This is a genomic window from Tepidanaerobacter acetatoxydans Re1 (genome assembly GCF_000328765.2).
In the GTDB taxonomy this organism is placed as follows: Bacteria; Bacillota; Thermosediminibacteria; order Thermosediminibacterales; family Tepidanaerobacteraceae; genus Tepidanaerobacter; species Tepidanaerobacter acetatoxydans.
On sequence record NC_019954.2, the window covers coordinates 1,975,134 to 1,995,779 of the forward strand.

Annotated in this window: 20 protein-coding genes; 2 read left to right on the top strand and 18 right to left on the bottom strand. The window is 36.8% G+C overall.

The features are described 5' to 3' along the window. Positions 1-421: 421 nt before the first annotated feature. The 7 genes from gatB to TEPIRE1_RS09525 form a co-directional block, all read right to left on the bottom strand. Positions 422-1,840 carry an Asp-tRNA(Asn)/Glu-tRNA(Gln) amidotransferase subunit GatB gene (gene gatB, locus TEPIRE1_RS09495; protein WP_013778956.1) on the bottom strand — a complete coding sequence of 473 codons (1,419 nt, stop codon included), beginning with the start codon at positions 1,838-1,840 and terminating at the stop codon, positions 422-424. Next, positions 1,830-3,308 (bottom strand): Asp-tRNA(Asn)/Glu-tRNA(Gln) amidotransferase subunit GatA, encoded by a 1,479-nt coding sequence (gene gatA, locus TEPIRE1_RS09500; RefSeq protein WP_041591442.1) that lies wholly within the window; start codon positions 3,306-3,308, stop codon positions 1,830-1,832. The genes gatB and gatA overlap by 11 nt, the downstream gene beginning before the upstream one ends. Before the next feature lie 22 nt (positions 3,309-3,330). Further along, entirely contained in the window at positions 3,331-3,621 is a 291-nt protein-coding gene (gene gatC / locus TEPIRE1_RS09505; RefSeq protein ID WP_013778958.1) for an Asp-tRNA(Asn)/Glu-tRNA(Gln) amidotransferase subunit GatC, read from the bottom strand. 159 nt (positions 3,622-3,780) lie between these two features. Further along, on the bottom strand, positions 3,781-4,464 hold the full coding sequence (locus TEPIRE1_RS09510) for a DUF6391 domain-containing protein (protein ID WP_013778959.1): 684 nt from the start codon (positions 4,462-4,464) through the stop codon (positions 3,781-3,783). A 106-nt stretch (positions 4,465-4,570) separates the two neighbouring features. Further along, positions 4,571-5,233, bottom strand: coding sequence for an ABC-2 transporter permease (locus tag TEPIRE1_RS09515; protein ID WP_013778960.1), 663 nt, complete (start codon positions 5,231-5,233; stop codon positions 4,571-4,573). Beyond that, positions 5,230-6,099 carry an ABC transporter ATP-binding protein gene (locus TEPIRE1_RS09520; protein WP_013778961.1) on the bottom strand — a complete coding sequence of 290 codons (870 nt, stop codon included), beginning with the start codon at positions 6,097-6,099 and terminating at the stop codon, positions 5,230-5,232. Before TEPIRE1_RS09520 ends, TEPIRE1_RS09515 begins: the two co-directional genes overlap by 4 nt. Further along, positions 6,089-6,475 carry a GntR family transcriptional regulator gene (locus tag TEPIRE1_RS09525; protein WP_013778962.1) on the bottom strand — a complete coding sequence of 129 codons (387 nt, stop codon included), beginning with the start codon at positions 6,473-6,475 and terminating at the stop codon, positions 6,089-6,091. Before TEPIRE1_RS09525 ends, TEPIRE1_RS09520 begins: the two co-directional genes overlap by 11 nt. Before the next feature lie 190 nt (positions 6,476-6,665). On the opposite strand from TEPIRE1_RS09525, the gene TEPIRE1_RS09530 reads away from it, so the two are divergent. After that, entirely contained in the window at positions 6,666-8,000 is a 1,335-nt protein-coding gene (locus TEPIRE1_RS09530; RefSeq protein ID WP_013778963.1) for a CCA tRNA nucleotidyltransferase, read from the top strand. Here the strand turns inward: TEPIRE1_RS09530 and TEPIRE1_RS09535 are convergent. Together TEPIRE1_RS09535 and TEPIRE1_RS09540 are read right to left on the bottom strand one after the other, a co-directional pair. Further along, the gene (locus TEPIRE1_RS09535) at positions 7,993-8,196 is read right to left on the bottom strand and encodes a hypothetical protein (protein ID WP_013778964.1); all 204 of its coding nucleotides are present in this window, start codon (positions 8,194-8,196) and stop codon (positions 7,993-7,995) included. The genes TEPIRE1_RS09530 and TEPIRE1_RS09535 overlap by 8 nt on opposite strands. A gap of 104 nt (positions 8,197-8,300) precedes the next feature. Further along, positions 8,301-9,296: a biotin--[acetyl-CoA-carboxylase] ligase gene (locus tag TEPIRE1_RS09540; protein WP_013778965.1), complete on the bottom strand. Its 996-nt coding sequence runs from the start codon at positions 9,294-9,296 to the stop codon at positions 8,301-8,303. Positions 9,297-9,515: 219 nt separating this feature from the next. Between TEPIRE1_RS09540 and TEPIRE1_RS09545 the strand changes: the two genes are divergently transcribed. Continuing rightward, positions 9,516-10,328, top strand: coding sequence for a hypothetical protein (locus tag TEPIRE1_RS09545; RefSeq protein ID WP_013778966.1), 813 nt, complete (start codon positions 9,516-9,518; stop codon positions 10,326-10,328). Between the two features lie 198 nt (positions 10,329-10,526). On the opposite strand, the gene TEPIRE1_RS09550 is transcribed toward TEPIRE1_RS09545, so the two are convergent. The 9 genes from TEPIRE1_RS09550 to TEPIRE1_RS14270 form a co-directional block, all read right to left on the bottom strand. After that, on the bottom strand, positions 10,527-10,706 hold the full coding sequence (locus TEPIRE1_RS09550) for a hypothetical protein (RefSeq protein WP_013778967.1): 180 nt from the start codon (positions 10,704-10,706) through the stop codon (positions 10,527-10,529). 125 nt (positions 10,707-10,831) lie between these two features. Further along, a complete protein-coding gene (gene typA, locus TEPIRE1_RS09555) occupies positions 10,832-12,655 on the bottom strand; it encodes a translational GTPase TypA (RefSeq protein WP_013778968.1) in 1,824 nt (607 codons plus the stop codon). Positions 12,656-12,680: 25 nt separating this feature from the next. Then, a complete protein-coding gene (locus TEPIRE1_RS09560) occupies positions 12,681-13,577 on the bottom strand; it encodes an MBL fold metallo-hydrolase (protein ID WP_013778969.1) in 897 nt (298 codons plus the stop codon). 185 nt (positions 13,578-13,762) lie between these two features. After that, positions 13,763-14,059, bottom strand: coding sequence for a hypothetical protein (locus TEPIRE1_RS09565; protein ID WP_013778970.1), 297 nt, complete (start codon positions 14,057-14,059; stop codon positions 13,763-13,765). A gap of 82 nt (positions 14,060-14,141) precedes the next feature. Continuing rightward, positions 14,142-16,781 (bottom strand): cation-translocating P-type ATPase, encoded by a 2,640-nt coding sequence (locus tag TEPIRE1_RS09570; protein ID WP_013778971.1) that lies wholly within the window; start codon positions 16,779-16,781, stop codon positions 14,142-14,144. 100 nt (positions 16,782-16,881) lie between these two features. Continuing rightward, entirely contained in the window at positions 16,882-17,571 is a 690-nt protein-coding gene (gene pcrB / locus TEPIRE1_RS09575; RefSeq protein ID WP_013778972.1) for a heptaprenylglyceryl phosphate synthase, read from the bottom strand. Positions 17,572-17,896: 325 nt separating this feature from the next. Next, the gene (locus TEPIRE1_RS09580) at positions 17,897-18,703 is read right to left on the bottom strand and encodes a sugar phosphate isomerase/epimerase family protein (protein ID WP_013778973.1); all 807 of its coding nucleotides are present in this window, start codon (positions 18,701-18,703) and stop codon (positions 17,897-17,899) included. Positions 18,704-18,747: 44 nt separating this feature from the next. Then, the gene (locus TEPIRE1_RS09585) at positions 18,748-19,935 is read right to left on the bottom strand and encodes a trans-sulfuration enzyme family protein (protein WP_041591443.1); all 1,188 of its coding nucleotides are present in this window, start codon (positions 19,933-19,935) and stop codon (positions 18,748-18,750) included. Positions 19,936-20,169: 234 nt separating this feature from the next. Next, positions 20,170-20,382 (bottom strand): fumarate hydratase C-terminal domain-containing protein, encoded by a 213-nt coding sequence (locus TEPIRE1_RS14270; RefSeq protein ID WP_081460141.1) that lies wholly within the window; start codon positions 20,380-20,382, stop codon positions 20,170-20,172. Positions 20,383-20,646 lie beyond the last annotated feature (264 nt).

The window sequence follows — 20,646 nt, forward strand, 5'->3', positions numbered from 1 at the left end:
TATTCCTCCGATAGTTTTGTTTTATCTAACAGAGGATGATGACCTTTCAGCTGTAAGTATTAATAAGAACAATCCATATCGAGTAATAGCTGACTTGAACGTGTTTTTAAGACAATGATATTACCATATTACTTATTTAATTATTCGATAATTAATCAAAAAATCCTTCATATTTGCTATATTAGTTTTTAACATGGCATTAATCTAATTATCATTACAAAACATAAATTGCTTGCTTAAAATTAATTAACTGTAAAAAGTTAATTCCCGCCTAGGAATATCAATATATTGTTTTAGATTTAATAATTACAGCAGGCGGTTAATGACCGCCACTTAGGAAAATGGATTCTATATTAAAATCAAAATTTGAAAAAAGAGGCCATTCACTACAGCCTCTGAAAATAAATCTATAAATCATTTTTTAACCCAAGAGTCGAATTAATATGGTATTTACCATTTGTGGGTTTGCTTTACCTTTTGTCTCCTTCATTATTTGACCCACAAGAAAGCCCAGTGCTTTTTGCTTGCCGTTTTTATAATCCTGAACTGATTTAGGGTTATTATCTATAACCTTTTGTGCTATACTTTCAAGTTCGGCTTCGTCCGAAATCTGAATAAGGCCCTTTTCTTTTACTATATCCTCAGGGGATTTCCCTGTTTCAAACATATCCCTAAAGACATCTTTTGCTATTTTACCACTGATAGTGCCTTTGTCAATCATCACAAGCATATCTGATAATTGCTTGGGAGTAAATTTTAAATTTTTGATGCCCTGCCCTGTTTCATTCAATATACTCATCAATTCTACCATAACCCAATTGCTGACTACCTTTGGATCATGATAATATTTTACACATTCCTCATAGAAATTTGCCAAGATTTTAGATGCGGTAATAACTGAGGCATCATATTCCGGGAGACTGTATTCCTGCATAAACCTTGCTTTTCGTGCATTGGGCAGTTCGGGAATTTTGCTGCGTATCTCCTCTTTCCAGTCATCTTTTATGATAATGGGCGCCAGGTTGGGTTCAGGCGAATATCGATTCTCCACTTTTCCTCTCATAAAAGTAGTAATACCTTGCACCTCATCCCAGCGGCGAGTTTCCTGAGTAATACTTCCGCCACTTTCAAGAATTTCTTTTTGACGCTTTTCTTCATATTCTATCGCACGTCTTACGGCTCTGAAAGAACCCAGGTTCTTAATTTCGACTTTTGTTCCGAATTCTTTGGAGCCCTCCGGTCTAAGAGAAATATTTATATCACATCTTAAAGAGCCTTCTTCCATTTTGCAGTCAGACACTTCAATATATGAAAGTATTGTTTTCAGGTTATTTAAGTAAAGCCACGCTTCTTCTGCTGACCGCATATCAGGCTCTGATACTATTTCAACAAGCGGCACACCTGCCCTGTCCAAATCCACAAGGGAATAGGCGCTCCCCTCTTCATGGATTAATTTGCCGGCATCCTCTTCCATATGCATGATTCTTATACCTATACGCTTTTTTTGACCATTAGGCTCAATCTCTATATATCCATTTCTTGCCAGTGGAATATAGTATTGAGATATTTGATAGGCTTTAGGAAGGTCGGGATAAAAATAGTTTTTCCGGTCAAATCTGGAAAGCTCGGCTATATCACAGTTAAGAGCCAATCCGGCTTTAGCAGCATATTCTACAACACTCCTGTTCATAAGCGGAAGGGCCCCCGGCATCCCGAGACAAATCGGACAGCAGTGGCTGTTCGGTTCTTTGCCAAATTCGGTACTGCAGCCGCAAAATATTTTTGTTTTTGTTAAAAGCTCTACATGTACTTCAAGACCTATAATAGTCTCATAGTTCATCACTAGAACCCTCCTCCCATTTTATCCGCTTTTCATGGTAGCTTGTATTCTGCTCAAAAGCATATGCAGCGCGTAAAATTGATGCCTCATCAAATGCTTTACCTATAATCTGAAGACCAATGGGCAAGCCATCTGAAAAACCACATGGAATAGATATGGCAGGAAGGCCTGCAAGGTTCACCGGGGTTGTATATAAATCGTTCATGTACATTTTCAGCGGGTCATCGATTTTTTCTCCAATTTTAAAGGCCGTGGTGGGAACCGTAGGAGTTATTAAAAGATCATATTTATTAAAAGCATTTTCAAAATCTTTTTTTATGAGTGTCCTGATTTTTTGAGCCTTCAGATAATATTTGTCATAGTTTTGTGCATCTGATAGATATGTACCTAATATGATACGCCGCTTAACTTCAGTGCCAAAACCCTCGCCTCGACTTTTTTTGTAAAGGTCTTTTAAATCCTCATATTTTGCAGCACGGTGTCCATATCTGATACCATCATACTGACCTAACTCAGAGCTTGACTCGGCCGCAACGGTAATGTGGTACGCCCATAATGCATACTCTGCATTTGCAAGACTTATTTCTTCGCAAACACAACCGAGTTTTTCATAAATCTTAGCTGCATTTAAAAAAGCATCCTTTACATCTTTGTCAATCACAGCATTATCTAAAAATTCTTTAGGTATGCCTATCTTTATGCCATTTAACTCATCATGTAAACATTTAAGATAGTCACTTACCGATATATCCGACGATGTCGGATCAAAGCTATCAATGCCTGCAATAGCGGAAAGCACAATAGCACAATCTGTAACATCCTTTGTAATAGGGCCTATTGCATCCATAGTTGAAGCAAGTGCCGACACTCCGAATCTGGAAACCCTTCCATAGGTGGGCTTTAAGCCTACTACGCCACAATAAGCAGCAGGTTGCCTTATTGAACCGCCTGTATCAGAACCAAGGGCATACAGGGATTCGTCAGCAGCCACAGCAGCGGCCGAACCTCCGGAGGAGCCTCCTGGCACACATTCAAGATTCCATGGGTTTTTTGTCACTTGGAAAAATGAGCTTTCAGTAGAAGAGCCCATTGCAAACTCATCCATATTAGTCTTTCCTAAAATCACGGCATTTACATCTTTTAATTTTGATATTACTGTTGCATCATAAGGTGGCACAAAATTCTCTAACATTTTTGAACAGCAGGTAGTCTTTAAATCTTTTGTGCAAATATTATCCTTTACAGCCATTGGAATTCCGGTCAGCGGCTGCATAAAATCGGCCTTCTCATCTGCCAACCTGGCCGTTTCAAGAGCTCTATCCTTATCAAGTGTGACATAAGCTTTGATTTGGCCATCAGTGCTGTCTATCCTATTGAAAAGGGCACTCGTCAGTTCTTCAGACTTTATTTCCTTTTTCTTTAAAAGTTCATTTGCCTTATTAACCGTAAGTTCATGAAGTTTCAACATACTGCCTCCAATCATAAATCTCTCATTCTTCGATTATCCTGGGCACTCTAAAAAATCTGTTGTCCTTGTCAGGAGAATTCTTTAAGACTTCTTCTATAGGAAGGCTCTCCCAAACCACATCTTCTCTGAGAATATTTCTATCCGTTATTGGATGAATTGTGGGCATGACCCCTTCAGTATCAGCTTGGTTCAGTTTATCAAAACATTCTAATAGGAAACTTAGCTCTTTTGAAATTCTGCTTTTTTCCTCCTCAGAGATATACATGTGAGCTATATCGGCCATACGTCCAACTGTATCTTTATCCATAATCATGTTTTCACCTCTCTTATTTATTTCGGCCACTAACATTTCTTAATTTTATCATTTTACGGCATATTATACAACGGGTTGATTAATCCTGATATAAAAATTGCTTTGATAGAAATAATATCATTTGTCCTCATTTTGATTCTTATCGCTTATTAATTAACCTTATTTAAGCTGATATGTTTTAATAAAGTAAGAGCGATTTGGATTTATTATTGTCAAAAAAGGAATCATATCATGTTGTGCTTGTACGTAGACATCCTGTATAACCACATCTTCTACTTCGGGATATGTCGTAAAAAACTTTTGAAGAACTCGCCCAAAGGGTTTTGCCAAAAGATTAGCAAGCAAAAATGCAAGTATTACATTTAATAAGGATAAATGATGTGAAGAAAAAAGCACGATTATAAAAACCAGGGAAAATAGGAAGTTTGCTGCCGCAATAGAAGTCCCGCATCTGGGATGAATGGCCAATTCCTTTTCGCCGTTTATCATGCGAAATTGTGCTTCCTTAACTGCACTCATAACTTCGTAAATTGGCGGAAGGTCAGGACCTGAAAGGGAAAATCCGTTAGAATACGCTAACCCCCCTGCCTGCAGAGGTCTTCCGTATCTTTGCTCCAGCACATTTATAGTGGCGTGCTCTAGGCTGTGATTTTTTCTAATTCTACGGTCTGAAGCAATCTTTATGATCTGCCATGGTATGGTAATTATATTGTAAAAGGAATTGAATACAACAACATATGGTAGTAAAAACAAAAAACCTATACCCAGAAAAATCAATATAGGTATAAACAAATACGGGAAAAGCATAGCTATGATTAAAAACATAAGCAATGAGAATATCATTATGCACGACCTCCTTACAATTTACCTCTTGGTTTATTATAACATATGAGGCAGTAATTGCGATGAGGACTTTTAAAAAGTTATGAGCTGTAAAGTGATGGCCCTTTCATTTTCCCGCATCATAAAATTTTATAGAAAGTGTTGCCGATACTGCAAGTATAACAAGTGATACTGCAGAAAGTGTCAGCAATAATATTATATTGCTCCTTGAAATCTCATTGATAAAGTTGATTAGAGGAGTAAGAAACCGATGCAATTGATTAACCGACACTGGGAAATTTGTAATATTTATTAATTCTTTAAAGCCGAAAGAAACTGCCATAATTATAATAAACAATACTGATTGAAAGGTTGCAGCCTTTACATAACCGTACTTAAAAAATATCGGCAGGTAAATGGCATAGATAACACTTATAGCTAAAATCGAGAAGGCAAAACTTGCAAAATAGATATCCAAGTTTTGTCCGTTCAAGATGGCAAACAATAGGCAAATTGCTACTACTATAAATAATACCGAGATACCCAAAATGTATTTACTTAAAACAATGGTGGATGCTTTTATCGGCAGTGTCCTTAAGAATATGTCACCTCTATCTTTATCATCATAGTAGCAGCTTCTTATAAGCACACCATATGAAATCATGCCCACTCCAAATAATACCATTGGAGCTGAGCTTCCCTTTAAAACCAATACAGCTGCCAACAATAGCAAAACAAATGACATATACTTCCTATTTACATAAAGATCTTTTATAACTAGATGTCTCATTTTTGATTCTCCTTTTTTGCAAGATGCAGTAGTACATCATCAAGACTTATTTTATCTATAGTAAGCAAAGACATATCATGACAAGCTTTAAAAGCATCCATGTCTTTCACGATACCGCTAAAACCTGTCTTTGATACTTTTAGACCTGCTAGGTCATCTCTATAATCATCTAATTTATTGATATCACCTTTGACCAACTTCCAGTGGTTTAAGATTTTATCTTTTTCTTCCGAAAAGATTATCTTGCCGTTGTCGATAAGTGTTACATAGTCTGCTATTTTTTCTATATCCGAGGTAATGTGTGATGAAAAAAACACTCCATGCCTTTCATCTTGAATGAACTCCATCAATATATCAAGCAGCTCATCTCTTATAACAGGGTCAAGCCCTGAAGTTGGTTCATCCAGTATAAGAAGCTCAGGCCGGTGGGAAAGTGCAATGGCTAATGCCGTTTTCATCCTCATTCCCTTTGAAAGCTGTTTTATTTTTTTTGTTTTATCTACACCAAATCTTGTCAACAATTCATTAAAAGCTGCCCCATCCCAATCCGAATAAAACTTCCCTGCAAAATTCGCTGTCCATCTCACCGTCAAATCATCATAAAAAACCGGCTGTTCGCCTACATATCCTGTTTTATTTTTTATGTGCATTTCATATTTTATATTGTCTTTCCCCATTACATTTATTTTACCGGAATCCCTTCGAATCATATTCATGATAAGTTTTATTGTGGTAGTCTTTCCTGCACCGTTCGCACCTACAAATCCCATTATGTAGCCTCGCGGCAGCGTGATATTTATGTCCGACAGCTTAAATTTATCATAATTTTTATTTAGGTTTATTATCTCCAAAATATTATCTTCCACAATATTCCTCCTCCAAGATTTTATAAAAAATATTTTCAAGATCTTTACGTAAAACCCCGGTCTTTTCGGCCTCTACAACTATCTCTCTGAGTTGTTGTTGGATTTTGTGCAAACTCAAAGATGCAATTTCGTCCATATCATAATCCGCTACAAAACTGCCTTTACCGGGGCGCGTAACAATAAGCTTTTGCTGCTCCAGCTCAAAATAAGCGCGCTTTGTCGTAATAACGCTGGTTTTTAAATCTTGAGCTAACTGTCTTATAGACGGAAGGGCATCTCCCGGCACAAGCTCGCCCCTTAATATTTTAGTTTTTATTCCCTCAGAGATTTGCTCATAAAGAGGCCTCGGATCATTATTAGAAATTGGTATAAACATAGTGCCTCCTAATCTGTATATATCGTATATACACAGTATATATTATATATATGGTGGTGTCAATAGGTTAAAAAAATATAAGTTCTATGTAAACAATTTTGTTTTTATATTTTGTTCCCTGCCATGCTTTGTTAAGCAAGTATATTAGTGTATAATATATTTAAATACTATGAATTCGGAGTTTTTTATTATGATTCAAATGAGCATGCCATCTGCCATAAAGAAAATATGTAATAAACTTAGAGCATCAGGGTTTGAAGCTTATGTCGTCGGCGGCACAATAAGGGACTTGATAATGAACCGTCAAAATTCTGATTTTGATATAGCCACAAGTGCTTTTCCCAATGAAATAAAGTCAGTTTTTCCAAATGCTAAACCTTATGGAAATTTTGGCACCATGTTGGTAATTGCTGATGGATTCAAGGTCGAGATAACTCCTTTCCGCAATGATGCCCCCGGAAGAAAGCCCGATTATGTTTTTGGAGGAAGCATATATACTGATCTTGCAAGGCGTGATTTTACAATAAACTCTATTGCTTATGACCCTATTGATGATGAACTTATAGACCCATTCGACGGAATAAAAGATATAAAAAAGGGCGTAATTAAATGCACCGGGTCTACAAGAAGAATTTGGGAGGACCCTCTTAGAGCTATGAGGGCGGCTCGGTTCCAGGCACAGCTCGGATTTTCAATTGATGCTTCAACATTATATGCTTTAAAATCTCATGCCAAGGAGCTTACCGGCGTATCTCAAGAAAGAATACGCGATGAGCTTACAAGAATTTTAACGGCGGATTATAATTTTGACGGGTTAGTAACACTTGTCATAACAGACCTTATGAATTATATAATACCTGAGCTTATGGCCGGTATGGGAGTCATGCATTCCAATAAACCTGTGGATGTATTAGAGCATAACCTTATCGCCTGCAAGGTTATCAGGAATACACTGCCTTTAAGACTTGCAGCACTTCTGCACGATATTTCAAAACCTGAAACTGCTGTAAACTGCGAAGAAGGTTTGAGGTTTCCCAAACATCAGATTGAATCGGCGGCTGCTGCGCGAGAAATTTTGCAAAGATTAAGGTTTGACAATAAGACTATAAAAAAAGTGATTCTTTTGATTGAAAACCATATGTTTTTTTATACGGAAAACTCATCTTTAGCTGATGCCAGAAGGCTTATATCGAAAGTAGGATGGGAGAATATATACAATCTGATAGATTTGCGAGTAGCAGATAAAATAGCAAGCGGTTTTGACAGGGTGTATTCGCCGGGATTAAAAAAATTAATTATGGATATTGAGATAATAAAAAATGAACAATGTGGTGATTACCAAATAAAAGACTTGGCGGTAACCGGCGAAGATATTATGTCGGAACTGGGAATTTCTCCGGGACCCCAAGTCGGTCAAATATTAAATATTCTCTTGGATAAGGTTATAGAAAATCCATCATTGAACAATAAAGCCGCATTGCTTGAGATTGCCAAAACTACTCTTGCTGCTGAACAGCTTACTTAATTATATAGTAGCACGATTCTATCTCATTATCGTCAATTTCCGGAAGTTTTGATTTCAACTGATTTATTACCTGCTCATCGATTCCGTAAAATTCACCGCCCAGAATCCTTGAGCATACATTGTGACTTGCATGTGAACCCTTGTGTCTTGTTACAAATTGTAGTATTTCTTCAATTTGTTTCTCTTTTTCTATCAATAAAAACACCTCCTGTTTTATATTCAAACATCCTACATTTACCGTGCAGGAGATAAGAAGACTAAGTTATCTTTATTTTAACCACAGGAAGGTGTTTTATTCTTTTATCTCAGCGATACATCGCCACTTAATACGCGAACAACTTCACCGTTTTCAGTTCTGACCAACAAAGCTCCAAACTCGTCAATGTCAATGGCGGTTCCTTCAAAAACATCATTTTTGCCTGTAATATTAATTTTTTTACCCAAATTGATGCATAATGATCGCCATTTTTCAAATACTTCATGGAATCCTTCATTTTCAGCTTTTATATAATAATATTCAAGTTTTTTTAGTAAAGCTGATAGTAGTGCTAAGCGATTTATATTTTCTCCCTTTATTTGTTTTAAAGATGTGCCTATCCCCTTTAATTCGTCAGGAAAGTCGTTATTATTTACATTTATTCCCACTCCTATTATTACATGATTTATTGCATCCATTTCTGCACTCATTTCCGTAAGAATTCCACAGACCTTTTTCCCGTCCGCAAGTATATCATTAGGCCATTTTATCTCTGCATGAATTCCGGTCGTTTGTATAATTGCCTCGGTTACAGCTACAGCCGTCATAATGGTTAGTTTTGGTGCATCCATGGGAACAAAATTCGGTCTCAAAATTACAGAAAGCCAAAGACCTCCGTCAGGAGAATTCCACGCTCGCCCCATTCGCCCTCGTGCCTTATGTTGCTTCTCAGCTATTACAAGAGTTCCATCCGGAACTCCTTCCCGGGCCAATTTTTTTGCATCTTCATTAGTAGAACCGGTAATCGAATAATAGTAAATTTTGCTGCCTAAAACAGTTAAATCAGATTTTGACCATATCTCCTCAGGCAGTAGTAAATCGGGCGATTCGTCCAGACAGTAGCCTAAACGCGGAGATGATTTTATTACATAACCGATGTCCCTTAAAGAATTTATCTGTTTCCATATAGCCGAACGAGTTATACCAAATTTCTTGCTTATATCTTCACCAGAAAGATAAGTTCCCTTATTTGCCAGCAAAAGCATTAAAAGTTCATTTGGTTTTAGCCTGTCAGAGTTTGACGAAATATTTTCGGACAATATATATCAGCACCTTTCTGCATTTATTTTTACACAGCAATTTGCATCAAACCTCAGCAATATTAAAGCATTACTATGATTAAATCTTTACTGTCTTTACCACATTATTAATACTTTTCTACTTTTTTACTTGTTTTCCTTCAAAATTACATCGACTGATAAAACATTATTATGTTAACATAAACTGTGTAAGTTGATTAATCAGAGGAGGACAAAAAATTGTTCAATAAAAAATATTTAGCTTTAATAATTGTTCTGTTGTTAACTCAAGTTTTTTCGAGTTTTGCTCTGGCGGCAGATAACAGTATTTACTATAACATAGAAAATACGATATTTCCTTCGGGCATTATTTACTCAGATGTATCTTACACAAATGATTATTATTATACACAAAAAATCTACAAAGACTTTGACAGCGACGGCATATATGAAGCTGCAGTAATTTCCTATGATACTTTCGGATATCAGCATTTAGAAATTTACAAAGTCCTAGGTCAGAAAATGATTCGAGTTTTTTCCGGTAAAGGTAATTCGATTCGAGTAAGTAATAATAGTTTTTCAATAACTAATGTGGAATATGACGGCAGATATTTTTATGAAACTTACACCTATCAGTGGGGTAATGGTAAGTTCTTAAGAACCGGATATGCTAAAACTTACATTAAAGACGGATATATTGACTATGAAAAACCTATTGAAGAGGAACCCATAAAAATTATAAAAGACGCAAGAGCCCTTGCGGTAAATTCGCTCTTAAGAGCCAGAATGGATGGAAATTATGACCTTGCAATAAAGTATATATCTAAAACTTATAGCAAGGAAATTAATTCTAAGGACTTAAAGTCGATTATTCCTTACGGCAAAGTAACGGCTGTGGATATTTTTGAATCAAGCCGAGGAGATTGGGTGGTAGCAGTTATTAAAGACTCTTGGGGCAGGGATAGGGTATTTAAATTTGTTCCCATAGAGGAAAAAGATAAATATGGCAATTTCAAGGTTGAGCAGATCGTTGAAATACCAAGAGCTAATTAATAATATTAATTTATAAAAAAATACCTCCAAGTAGATAATCTAATTTTAATTAATTAGACTGTCTACTTTGGAAGTATCATATCAGTTTTCTAGCGGTTTTTTGACTCAATTTTTAATTTTATAAGTTCCGATTACAGGAACCCCAGTTTAATCTATCTTTTATCGGGCAATGGCTTTTAATAAATGCATGTAATTTCCTTACATTTTCTTTTCTTTAGGTTTTTTTTGCTGCTCTTTTGAACGCTTGTTTCGCGTTAGTTCTTCGGATAATTCATAGTCTTCTTGCATATTATCATTTATTGATTCATCTTTAAGCTTTCCCTGTCCTACGATAAGCTTGTTTTTCGTTTTTTCCCTTTCAATCTTCTTCTTTGCCATGTGCATGCCTCCTTATCCTAAATTTGATACTAATGCTAGTATTTCCATTTTTTTAAAATAAATCCATACTTTAAGCAAAAAAAGAGTGCGCGAAACTATTTTTTAAGTAGTTTTGCGCAACTCCTTTATTTGTTCCTTCCCTTTATTTTCTGCCTGTCCTGACGTGAGAGTATGGATTTTCTCATACGAAGGCTTTTGGGTGTTACTTCAAGCAGTTCATCATCCTGAATAAATTCAAGGCACTTTTCTAAAGTCATTTCCTTCGGAGGAGTTAATCTCAGGGTTTCTTCGGCTGTTGATGAGCGCAAGTTAGTAATATGTTTTTTCTTACAAACATTAATGTCCAAATCTTCCGGCCTAGAATTTTCACCTACTATCATACCTTCATATACCTTTACCTGAGGACCAATGAACAATGTTCCTCTTTCCTGAGCATTGTAAAGACCGTAGGTATTGCTCTCTCCTGTTTCAAACGCAACCAGTGACCCTCTATTTCTAGTAGGTATATCACCCTTGAACGGAGCAAAACCTGCAAAAACCGCATTTATAATTCCTTCTCCCTTCGTATCGGTGATAAATTCAGAACGATATCCTAATAATCCGCGGGTAGGAATTTCAAATTCCAATCTTATGGAGTTCCCCCCAAGGTTCTCCATACTGACCAATTGACCATGACGCATACCCATTTTTTCCATGACAGTACCTAGGTAGACCTCTGGAATATCTATAACTACCGATTCAACTGGTTCCATTTTCTTTCCATTTATTTCCTTTATAATAACCATGGGTTTTGAAACCTGAAACTCAAAGCCTTCCCGCCGCATGGTTTCTATCAGAACCGAAAGGTGCAATTCGCCGCGCCCTGAAACCTTAAATTTATCCGGGCTGTCAGTTTCTTCTATTCTTAAGCTCACATTACTTTTAGCCTCTTTAAGTAATCTGTCTCTTAGATGTCTTGAAGTAATATATTCTCCTTCCTGGCCTGCAAACGGGCTGTCGTTTACACTGAAAATCATCGACAGTGTTGGCTCATCAATACTGACATAAGGCACGGCTTCCGGATTATCTACATCTGCGATAGTTTCTCCAATCTCAATATCCTCGATACCTGTAACCGCTACTATATCTCCGACACTAGCCGAAACTGCGGTTTCTCTTTTCAAGCCATCAAATTCGAAAAGATTGCTTACCTTGACCTTTGAAATTGAGCCGTCTTTTTTACATAATGCGTACTCATCACCGGCCTTAATAGTCCCTCTGAACACTCTGCCTATAGCAACCCTGCCCACATAGTCGTCATAATCTAATGTAGTGATTAATACCTGTACCGGTGCTTGACTATCGCCGACGGGAGCAGGTATATAATTTACAATAGTATCAAATAAAGGCTTTAAATCATTGGACTCATCTTTAAGATTTATTTTGGCAAAGCCTTCTCTGGCAGATGCATAGACTACCGGAAATTCTATTTGAGAATCATCGGCCCCTAAATCAATAAAAAGCTCAAGGATTTCATCAAGTACTTGGTCAATTCGTGCATCCTGCCTGTCAACTTTGTTGATTACTACAATAGCAGGTAAGTTTAATGCCAATGCCTTTTTTAAGACAAAGCGTGTTTGCGGCATAGGTCCTTCAAAAGCATCAACTAACAAAAGCACCCCGTCCACCATCTTCAATACCCGTTCAACCTCGCCGCCAAAATCCGCATGGCCGGGAGTATCGATAATGTTTATCTTTATCCCATTATAAGTCACAGCCGTATTCTTTGCCAGAATAGTTATACCGCGCTCACGCTCCAAATCATTTGAATCCATTACACGGTCTTCAACCTTCTGATTCTGCCGGAATATACCGCTTTGCCTGAGCATACCGTCCACCAGCGTTGTTTTGCCGTGATCTACATGGGCTATTATGGCTATATTCCTGATATTATCTCTCTTGGTAATCATTATTTATTGCATCTCCCCTAATAATTTAAGCATAAAAATACATCTTCCCATCTATTATATCCATATTTATAGACTGTTTTTCGAGAAGGAAGGTTAAAAAAGCACCAACTGAAGATATGGTTATAAAATATTGTGATGTATTCATCGGTATATCATACTTTTTTATTATAAGTTCTGTCAAGTCTTCCCTCGTTAATGGCTGAGTCAAGAAATCCGCTATAATCTCAAGATTTTCCTTCACATTGTCAATATTCTTTTGAATAAGCGATTTTGGTTTCTCGGGAGGCTCGTCACAGTGCGAAAGTATATAGTAATCATAATCAGTTCCAAGTAAATATTCCAATGTTTCTAAATGAGCACCAACATCAAATAAAAATGGAAACGGATATTTTTCTATTTTATCCTCACTGAAAAACGCATCTCCACAGAAAAGTACATTGTCTTCGGTTGCCACTCCTATCTGACCAAAGCTGTGGCCTTCCAACGGCAGTATCTCAAACCTTTTATCTCCCAAATTAATATGGTCTTCAGTTATCTCGATATCAACGATCGTATCACGTGCTTTTAAAACTCGAGTAGAAAGTCCCGGCATCGGAGATGCCCCGTATAAAACAATTCCCTCCAAAATACTGTTTTCCATGAAAATTTTTTCTTTATGTGATGCTGCTGCAAGAGAAGCGGGTTGGTTTTCTTTTATAAAATTATTTGCCCCAAAATGGTCCGGATGAGCATGTGTATTTACTATATATTTTACTTTCAGGCCGTTATCTTCTAATACTTCTAAAATTTTTCTGCCCGTTGTATTATCCAAACCTGTATCAACTAAAGTACACAAACCGTTTCTATATCGATATACCCCCACATTTGTAGCACCTGGAATGTAGTAGGTGCGTCCCCTGAGTTTAATTAATTCCATATTCATATTACTGCCTCCGATACAACAATAAACATTTAACTTGAACTACTATTCTATTATACATTTATACATTTATTCGTGCAAGAAAATCAAACAATGCTTATCAATGCCATATAGTAATTACATGCAGAAACAGGATAGTAAAGCATACTATCCTGTTTTTTATAGACTAAGATTTATGTTTGATTCTACTAGCCTACCAATTCTTCATATTTCTTTTTCCAGTAATCGTACCTGCCTCTCATTTCTTTAACGATTTTTATGTCAGCATCAGTGTAAAATCCTTCTTGAATGCGACCTTCATCGGCTTTAATCCCTTCTTCATAAGTATCAAGGGCTTTTTTAAACAGTTCTCTGGCAAAGGTCATACGCTCAACTTCATGAGGCCATTTTGAATCTTTATAATCTCTTATAAACACCTTTAAGATATTAAAAAGCATTTCACCATCAGTGTAAAGATTAATATTAAATTCGAGATTTTTAGACATTTTACAACCCCCTCGGCCAACGTTTTGCTTATATAATTCCACAAAAAGCTGCAAACTCCTTCCTGGTTTCTAATAGCAATATTTAAATTACTGCTCCCAAACCGGCCAATCCTAAAACCAAAAAGAGTATATTTTTTTCAAGTGCCACCGTTTGAAATATGGGCTGAAAAAAAGGAATGTATATTACTGCAAAAAGCATCCCTGCAGATAATATTGTTGATAATGTCAAGTAAATATTGCTAAAGGGGTTATACCAATAAGTATCGGCTTTTTCACTTCTACATTCAAACACAAATAAGAGTTGGGACATAACCAAGGTAGCAAAAGCAGCCGTTCTAGCCATCTGAAGATTACTTTGACTATATATATTAGTAATGATAAACGCCGCTACTGTAGCAAGACTTATAATGATACCTCTGTATATTATTTTTTTGCCAAGACCTTGAGAAAAAATATTCTCGTTTTTTCCTCGAGGCTTACGGTTCATTACATCCTTTTCCGGCGGGTCTATACCAAGAGCCATGGCAGGGAGTCCATCTGTTACAAGATTTACCCATAGTATTTGTATAGGCAGCAGCGGCAGCGGTAATCCAAGTATTGATATCCATACCATGGTGAGTATCTCTCCCACATTGCAGGAAAGAAGATACCTTATAAATTTTCGTATATTTTCATATATTACTCTGCCCTCTTCTACTGCTGCCACAATACTTGCAAAATTATCATCCATTAATATCATGGCAGAGGCTTCTTTTGTAACATCAGTGCCGTTTATACCCATAGAGATTCCAATATCGGCTTCTTTTACAGCCGGAGCATCATTGACACCATCTCCGGTCATTGCAACTATATTCCCTTTCTTTTTTAAGGCTTTGACGATTCTAAGTTTATGGTGAGGTGTAACTCGAGCAAAAACCGCTATGTCATCAATTTGCTTTATAAGTTCATTTTCACTCATGTTGTCAATTTCTTGCCCGGTTATAATTTTGCTGTCTTTTGTTAACATGCCTAATTCTCGGGCTATCGCCCAAGCCGTAGATTTATGGTCTCCGGTTATCATCACGGGCCGGATTCCTGATGAAAAACACTTTTGTACTGCTGAAACAGCCTCCGGTCTGGGCGGGTCAATAATACCCATCAACCCTAAAAATGTAAGACCCTTTTCAGGGTTTAAATCTTGCAAATTATTTATAGAAAGCTTTTTATAAGCAAAAGCCAACACTCTTAAGGCTTCGCGCCCCATATCTTCATTAGCGGTTAAAATGTCCTTTTCATCTCTTTTGGTGATGCAGCGAATTCCATCTTTGTCTTCTATATTTTTACAAAGAGATACAACTATATCTGGTGCACCTTTTGTAAAAAGAAAGATTTCACCCTTTTGGGATTTGGCTATTACCGACATGCGTTTTCTGTCTGAATCAAAAGGAATCTCTTTAATTCTTACATACTTTTGGTCTATATAATCCTTCTCAATTTTAGCCTTCAAACCCGCTACCAAAATTGCAACTTCCGTAGGATCACCATAAGGCACAAGTTCTTCATCACCGCTAAAGGCAGAAAATATATTTTTGCTTTTTTCTCTGTTGATTCTTGCATTATTACAGGATACGCCTATTTCTAAAATTTTTTTTACTTCTTTAGGCAAACTCTTTAAAAGTTTACCTTCAAGAGTCACAAATTCACCTTCATTTGTGTATCCTGTGCCTGTAACCATAATCGTTTCTTTGGCAATATACATCTTTCTTACATTCATTCGGTTTTCCGTTAATGTCCCTGTCTTATCACTGCATATCACCGTGGCACAGCCTAATGTTTCAACTGCAGAAAGCCGCCTTATGATTACCTTTTTTTGTATCATTCTCTGAACCCCAAGGGTTAAAACCACCGTTACAATAGCAGGTAGTCCTTCAGGTATGGCCGCAACTGCCAGACTTACCCCAAAAAGAAACATGTCATATATTTCTTCACCTCGAATAACCCCCAATAGTGCAACTATTGCACATATAGCCAAACAGAGGGTTATCAACTGCTTTCCTAAAAGATCTAATCTTTTTTGAAGAGGAGTTTGCTCATCTTCTATGTCCCCCATCATACCGGCAATTTTACCCATCTGTGTATCCATGCCTATTTTTTCCACTATCATCTTACCTCGGCCGGTCACAACCAAAGTTCCCATAAAAACATAATTTTTTCTATGTATTTTGATTTGAGATTCATTCTCTGTTCCTGCCATTTTCTCAACGGGTACAGATTCCCCTGTCAAAAGAGATTCGTCGATTTTTAAATTTTCCGATACCAATATATTGCCATCTGCCGGTACCCGATCACCGCCTTCCAGAAGAACAATATCGCCGGGAACGACATCGCAAGCAGGTATTGTAAGTATTCTGCCATCTCTTATAACTTTTGCCGTAGGTGCTGCCAATTTATGCAACGCTTGAAGTGACTTTTCAGTCCTGTATTCTTGAACAAAACCTAGTATGCCGTTTAGTATCACTATGGCTGAAATAGTTAAAGCATCCGCAATTTCTCCAAGATAAGCCGAAATTAAGGACGCACACAATAAAACAAGAATCATAAAATCTTTAAACTGATTTATGAAAATTGTCATTGCCGAAACACCGCTGACTTGTTCCAACCTGTTTTCCCCAAAAAGCTTCTTTTTAAGCGGTATTTCTCTACTGGACAGTCCTTTATAGGGATCTGTTTGGTACATACTCATCATATTCCCTCCACCAAGGTGCTTACATTTAAAAACATATGTTATAGGAAAAGGGAATATGTCTTAAAATAAAAAAAGCAGCAAAGCTGCATATCCATTCTTATCTGGTGGCTTTTACGGTATCTTTTAAGTTTTTAATAGATTCTGTGTAAATCATGTTTCCAACTATAATAGTATCTGCCACCTTACTCATTGTTTCTGCCTTTTGAGCATTATCAATTCCTCCGCCGTAAAAAACTTTAGCTTTAGTTAAACCGCTTTTAATTTGCGATACCAATTCCGGCTCTCCAAATGTTCCGCTGTATTCCAAATAAATCAAGGGAAGCGAAAAAAGATTCTCACCACAGCGAGCATATGCTAAAATATCTTGTTCACTTAAAGGATGGCGGGCCTCGGTCAGTTTAAAAGCCGCACATTCAGGATTTAATATTATGTAACCCTCAGGTAAAACCTCATCCCACTCCATAAGGTCTCCTGCCAGCTTTACCGCTTCTTTATGTGCACCTATAATCCATTTAGGATCACCGGCATTTAAAACAACGGGAATTAAATAACCATCAAATCCAAATGTTATAGACCCTATTGTAGAGACTTCCAAAATTTTAGGCAGCTTATAAGGCTTTAAAAGTTTAAAAAGTTTTAGCACCTTTTCCCGGGTAATATTTTGCGTGCCACCTACTATGATTGCATCAGTGCCACTTGCTATAACCTGCTCTATTAGCCATTCATCCGCAGGCTTATCCGGGTCAAGTTTAACTACATGCCGCCAGTTTTTCCACTCCGGGAACATCTGCTGACCCTCCCCTTTTACTTATTATTTACAGCTATAACTATTCAGATGTCTGTAATTTTGCTATATATTGCTGTCATTCTAAGCGCTGCGAAGGATCTTATTTAATCCTTACAAAGATCCTTCACTGCGTTCAGGATGACAAGTCGTTTCCAATCTCCGAATAGTAACTACAGCCTACAAAGCTGTCATCAGGAAGATTTTTTTAATATCTAAAGTTCTGTATTATGTATTATATTATAAGAAAGCATAATAGCACTGCTATCAATTGCATTTTTAGAAAATATTTTTTATATTATGATTTTATAGAAATATAATCCAAAATTTAACCGCTTGCCAAGCTTGAAATCCTTTTAAATCCCTTTGATAAAAACTCATTCGGTCCGGCACTTATCTCTTCTTCAGTCGGACACACTTCTAAAGTTAGATTTCCTGAGTAACTGTCTTTTGGAAATGATTCTAAAAACTTATTCCAGTCAATAATTCCATTTCCAGGAAGCCAGTGCCTGTCCTTTTGACCGTCATTATCAGAAATATGCAAGGCTATCAATCTGTGGCCAAAATCCTCTAACAAGGCTTCCTCGCCATTTAATCTTGCATGGGAACTGTCGTAGCAAAGACCTAAATAATCCGATTGTATTTCAGATAATACAAAGGGGATACCACCGTTTAGTTTTGTATTTTCCAGCGCAATTTTTATTTTATATTCTTCGGCTTTTTTTGTAAGGTATGATATACTTTCAATGCCATACTTATTCAGTTTAGGAATTTCATTTTCCATGATATGCATTACCATAATTGGAATATCATATTTTGCACAATCTTCCAGCCAAATCATATGCTCTCTTAAAATCTTTTTGCGAACCGGCAAGTTTTCACTCCACAAGTCACTGGAATTAGTAAATGGAGCATGGATATTTTCCAATATTAACCCGGATTCCTTTACCATTTTGGGCATTTCATCTTTTGAGATGTTTGGGTATCCCTGCTCATCTTCCCACCAAAGCGAAGTCGCATCAAAACAGGCACCTTTAATAAGCTTAAGCCTTGCCGGTAGTGGCATTACAAATCCAAACCATGAAAATATTCCTAATTTTACCTTTGCCGCATCTTCATATTTTTTATTTTCCATAAATCCATAGACCTCCGGCAAAATAACATATTTTTTTAAGTTCTTCAGACTTTTAAGGCATTGTCCAAATCTTCGATAATATCCTTAACATTTTCAATCCCAACAGATAATCTAACAATACTATCTGTAAGGTCGAATTCCTGCAGCCTTGCTTTCGGATATCCGGCATGGGTCATAGCTGCCGGAAGTTCTATCAATGTTTCACAGTCGCCCAAACTTACTGCAATTTTAGCAAGCTTTACACTGTTTATAAATCGTTTTGCCGCTTTCAAGCCGCCTTTAACTTCAAAGCTCATCACAGCGCCGAACCCGTCCATTTGCCTTTTTGCAAGCTCGTGGCCTCTAAAGTCGGCAAGTCCCGGATAAAAAACTTCTTCAATGCTATCGTGACTTTTCAAAAACTCTGCAATCGCCATAGCATTGGCCTCATGCTGGCGCATCCTTAAGCCTAATGTTTTTAAACCCCTGAGCATCAGCCAAGCATTAAAAGGACTCATAACACCGCCGAATTCGCACATGTAGTCAAACTTCAGTTTTTTTATGTAATCGGCATCCTTCGATACCGCAACACCGCCAAGGGCATCGCCGTGACCGCAAATGTACTTGGTTGCACTGTGAACTACCACATCGGCGCCGAAAGCAAGAGGCCTTTGGAAATAAGGCGTGGCAAAGGTATTATCCACAACAACCTTAACACCATAAGTCTTTGCTATCCTTACTATCTGCTGTATGTCGATGATGGCAAGATTCGGATTTGCCGGTGTTTCAAAATACAAAACCTTTGTATTTTTATCTATAGCCCCTTCAACTGCCTTTGGTTCAGTAAAATCTACGCTTTTGCAATCTATGTGATATTTGGGAAGGAGCTTATGTGTTACAGTAAAGCTGGAACCGTACAGTGTCTTGTGTACTACCACATTATCTTTCGGTGAAAGCAAAGAAAACAAAACCGAGGATATGGCTGCCATCCCCGATGCGAATGCAACAGCATCCTCACCCTCTTCCAAAGCAGCCATTCTTTTCTCAAAAAGCTGTAATGTGGGATTATTGCCGCGGGTATATATAAAACCTTGCTTTTCAAAGTTCATGATATCTTCAGCATCTTTTACATCATCAAAAACATATGTAGAAGTCATAAATATCGGGGGGTTTAAAGCATTTTTAGGGTGGTTTTTCTCTGCTCCTCCATGTATTGAAAGGGTATCAAAGCCATAGTCTTTACCCAATGTTATTCCTCCAATAATAAATTTTATCTATAATAATATTCTTGGAAAACTGCTTAATGGCTTTTTTCCAATTAATGCAAGAATCATCTGCTTCTATTTTTTATACTAAAATAATTCTTATCATACAATCATAATTTTAACAAAGAAATCTTACTATTACAATCATATCAGGAAAGTTATTCAACGGTTGAAACGAATACAAAAAATCCTCCTATCCTATTTCTATAATTCTAGTTGATTTTATTGTATTCTATATTTTTGAGGTTTAGTTTCATAAAGATTATTTCCTTCAGAGTCTATGACAACTATTGCAGGAAAATCTTCAACATAGAATCTGTGTATTGCCTCAGCATCTAAGTCTTCATAGTAAACTACTCCCTCTTTTTTATACTTTTGAAAATCATGGCTACTTGGTTCAATTATATTTAAGCAAATTTGACTGAATATTTTTATAACTTTCCGACAATTACGTACCTTTAGTTGCTAAAAATAAATAATCTTTACAATCTATTTAGTGTTTCTTAAGAAAATTGCTGTTTCATATATCATGTTAAGTATTTTGCTTTTATATATTTAGTTAAATCATCATAAAAATAGTCTGGAAAATTTATTTCCCGTCATATACACCAATGCTTTCAAAATCACAAGAATAAATTTTAAGTATTAAGAGAATAAAACCTGTTGCAGCTAAACAGTCTGTTTAGCTGCAACAGGTTT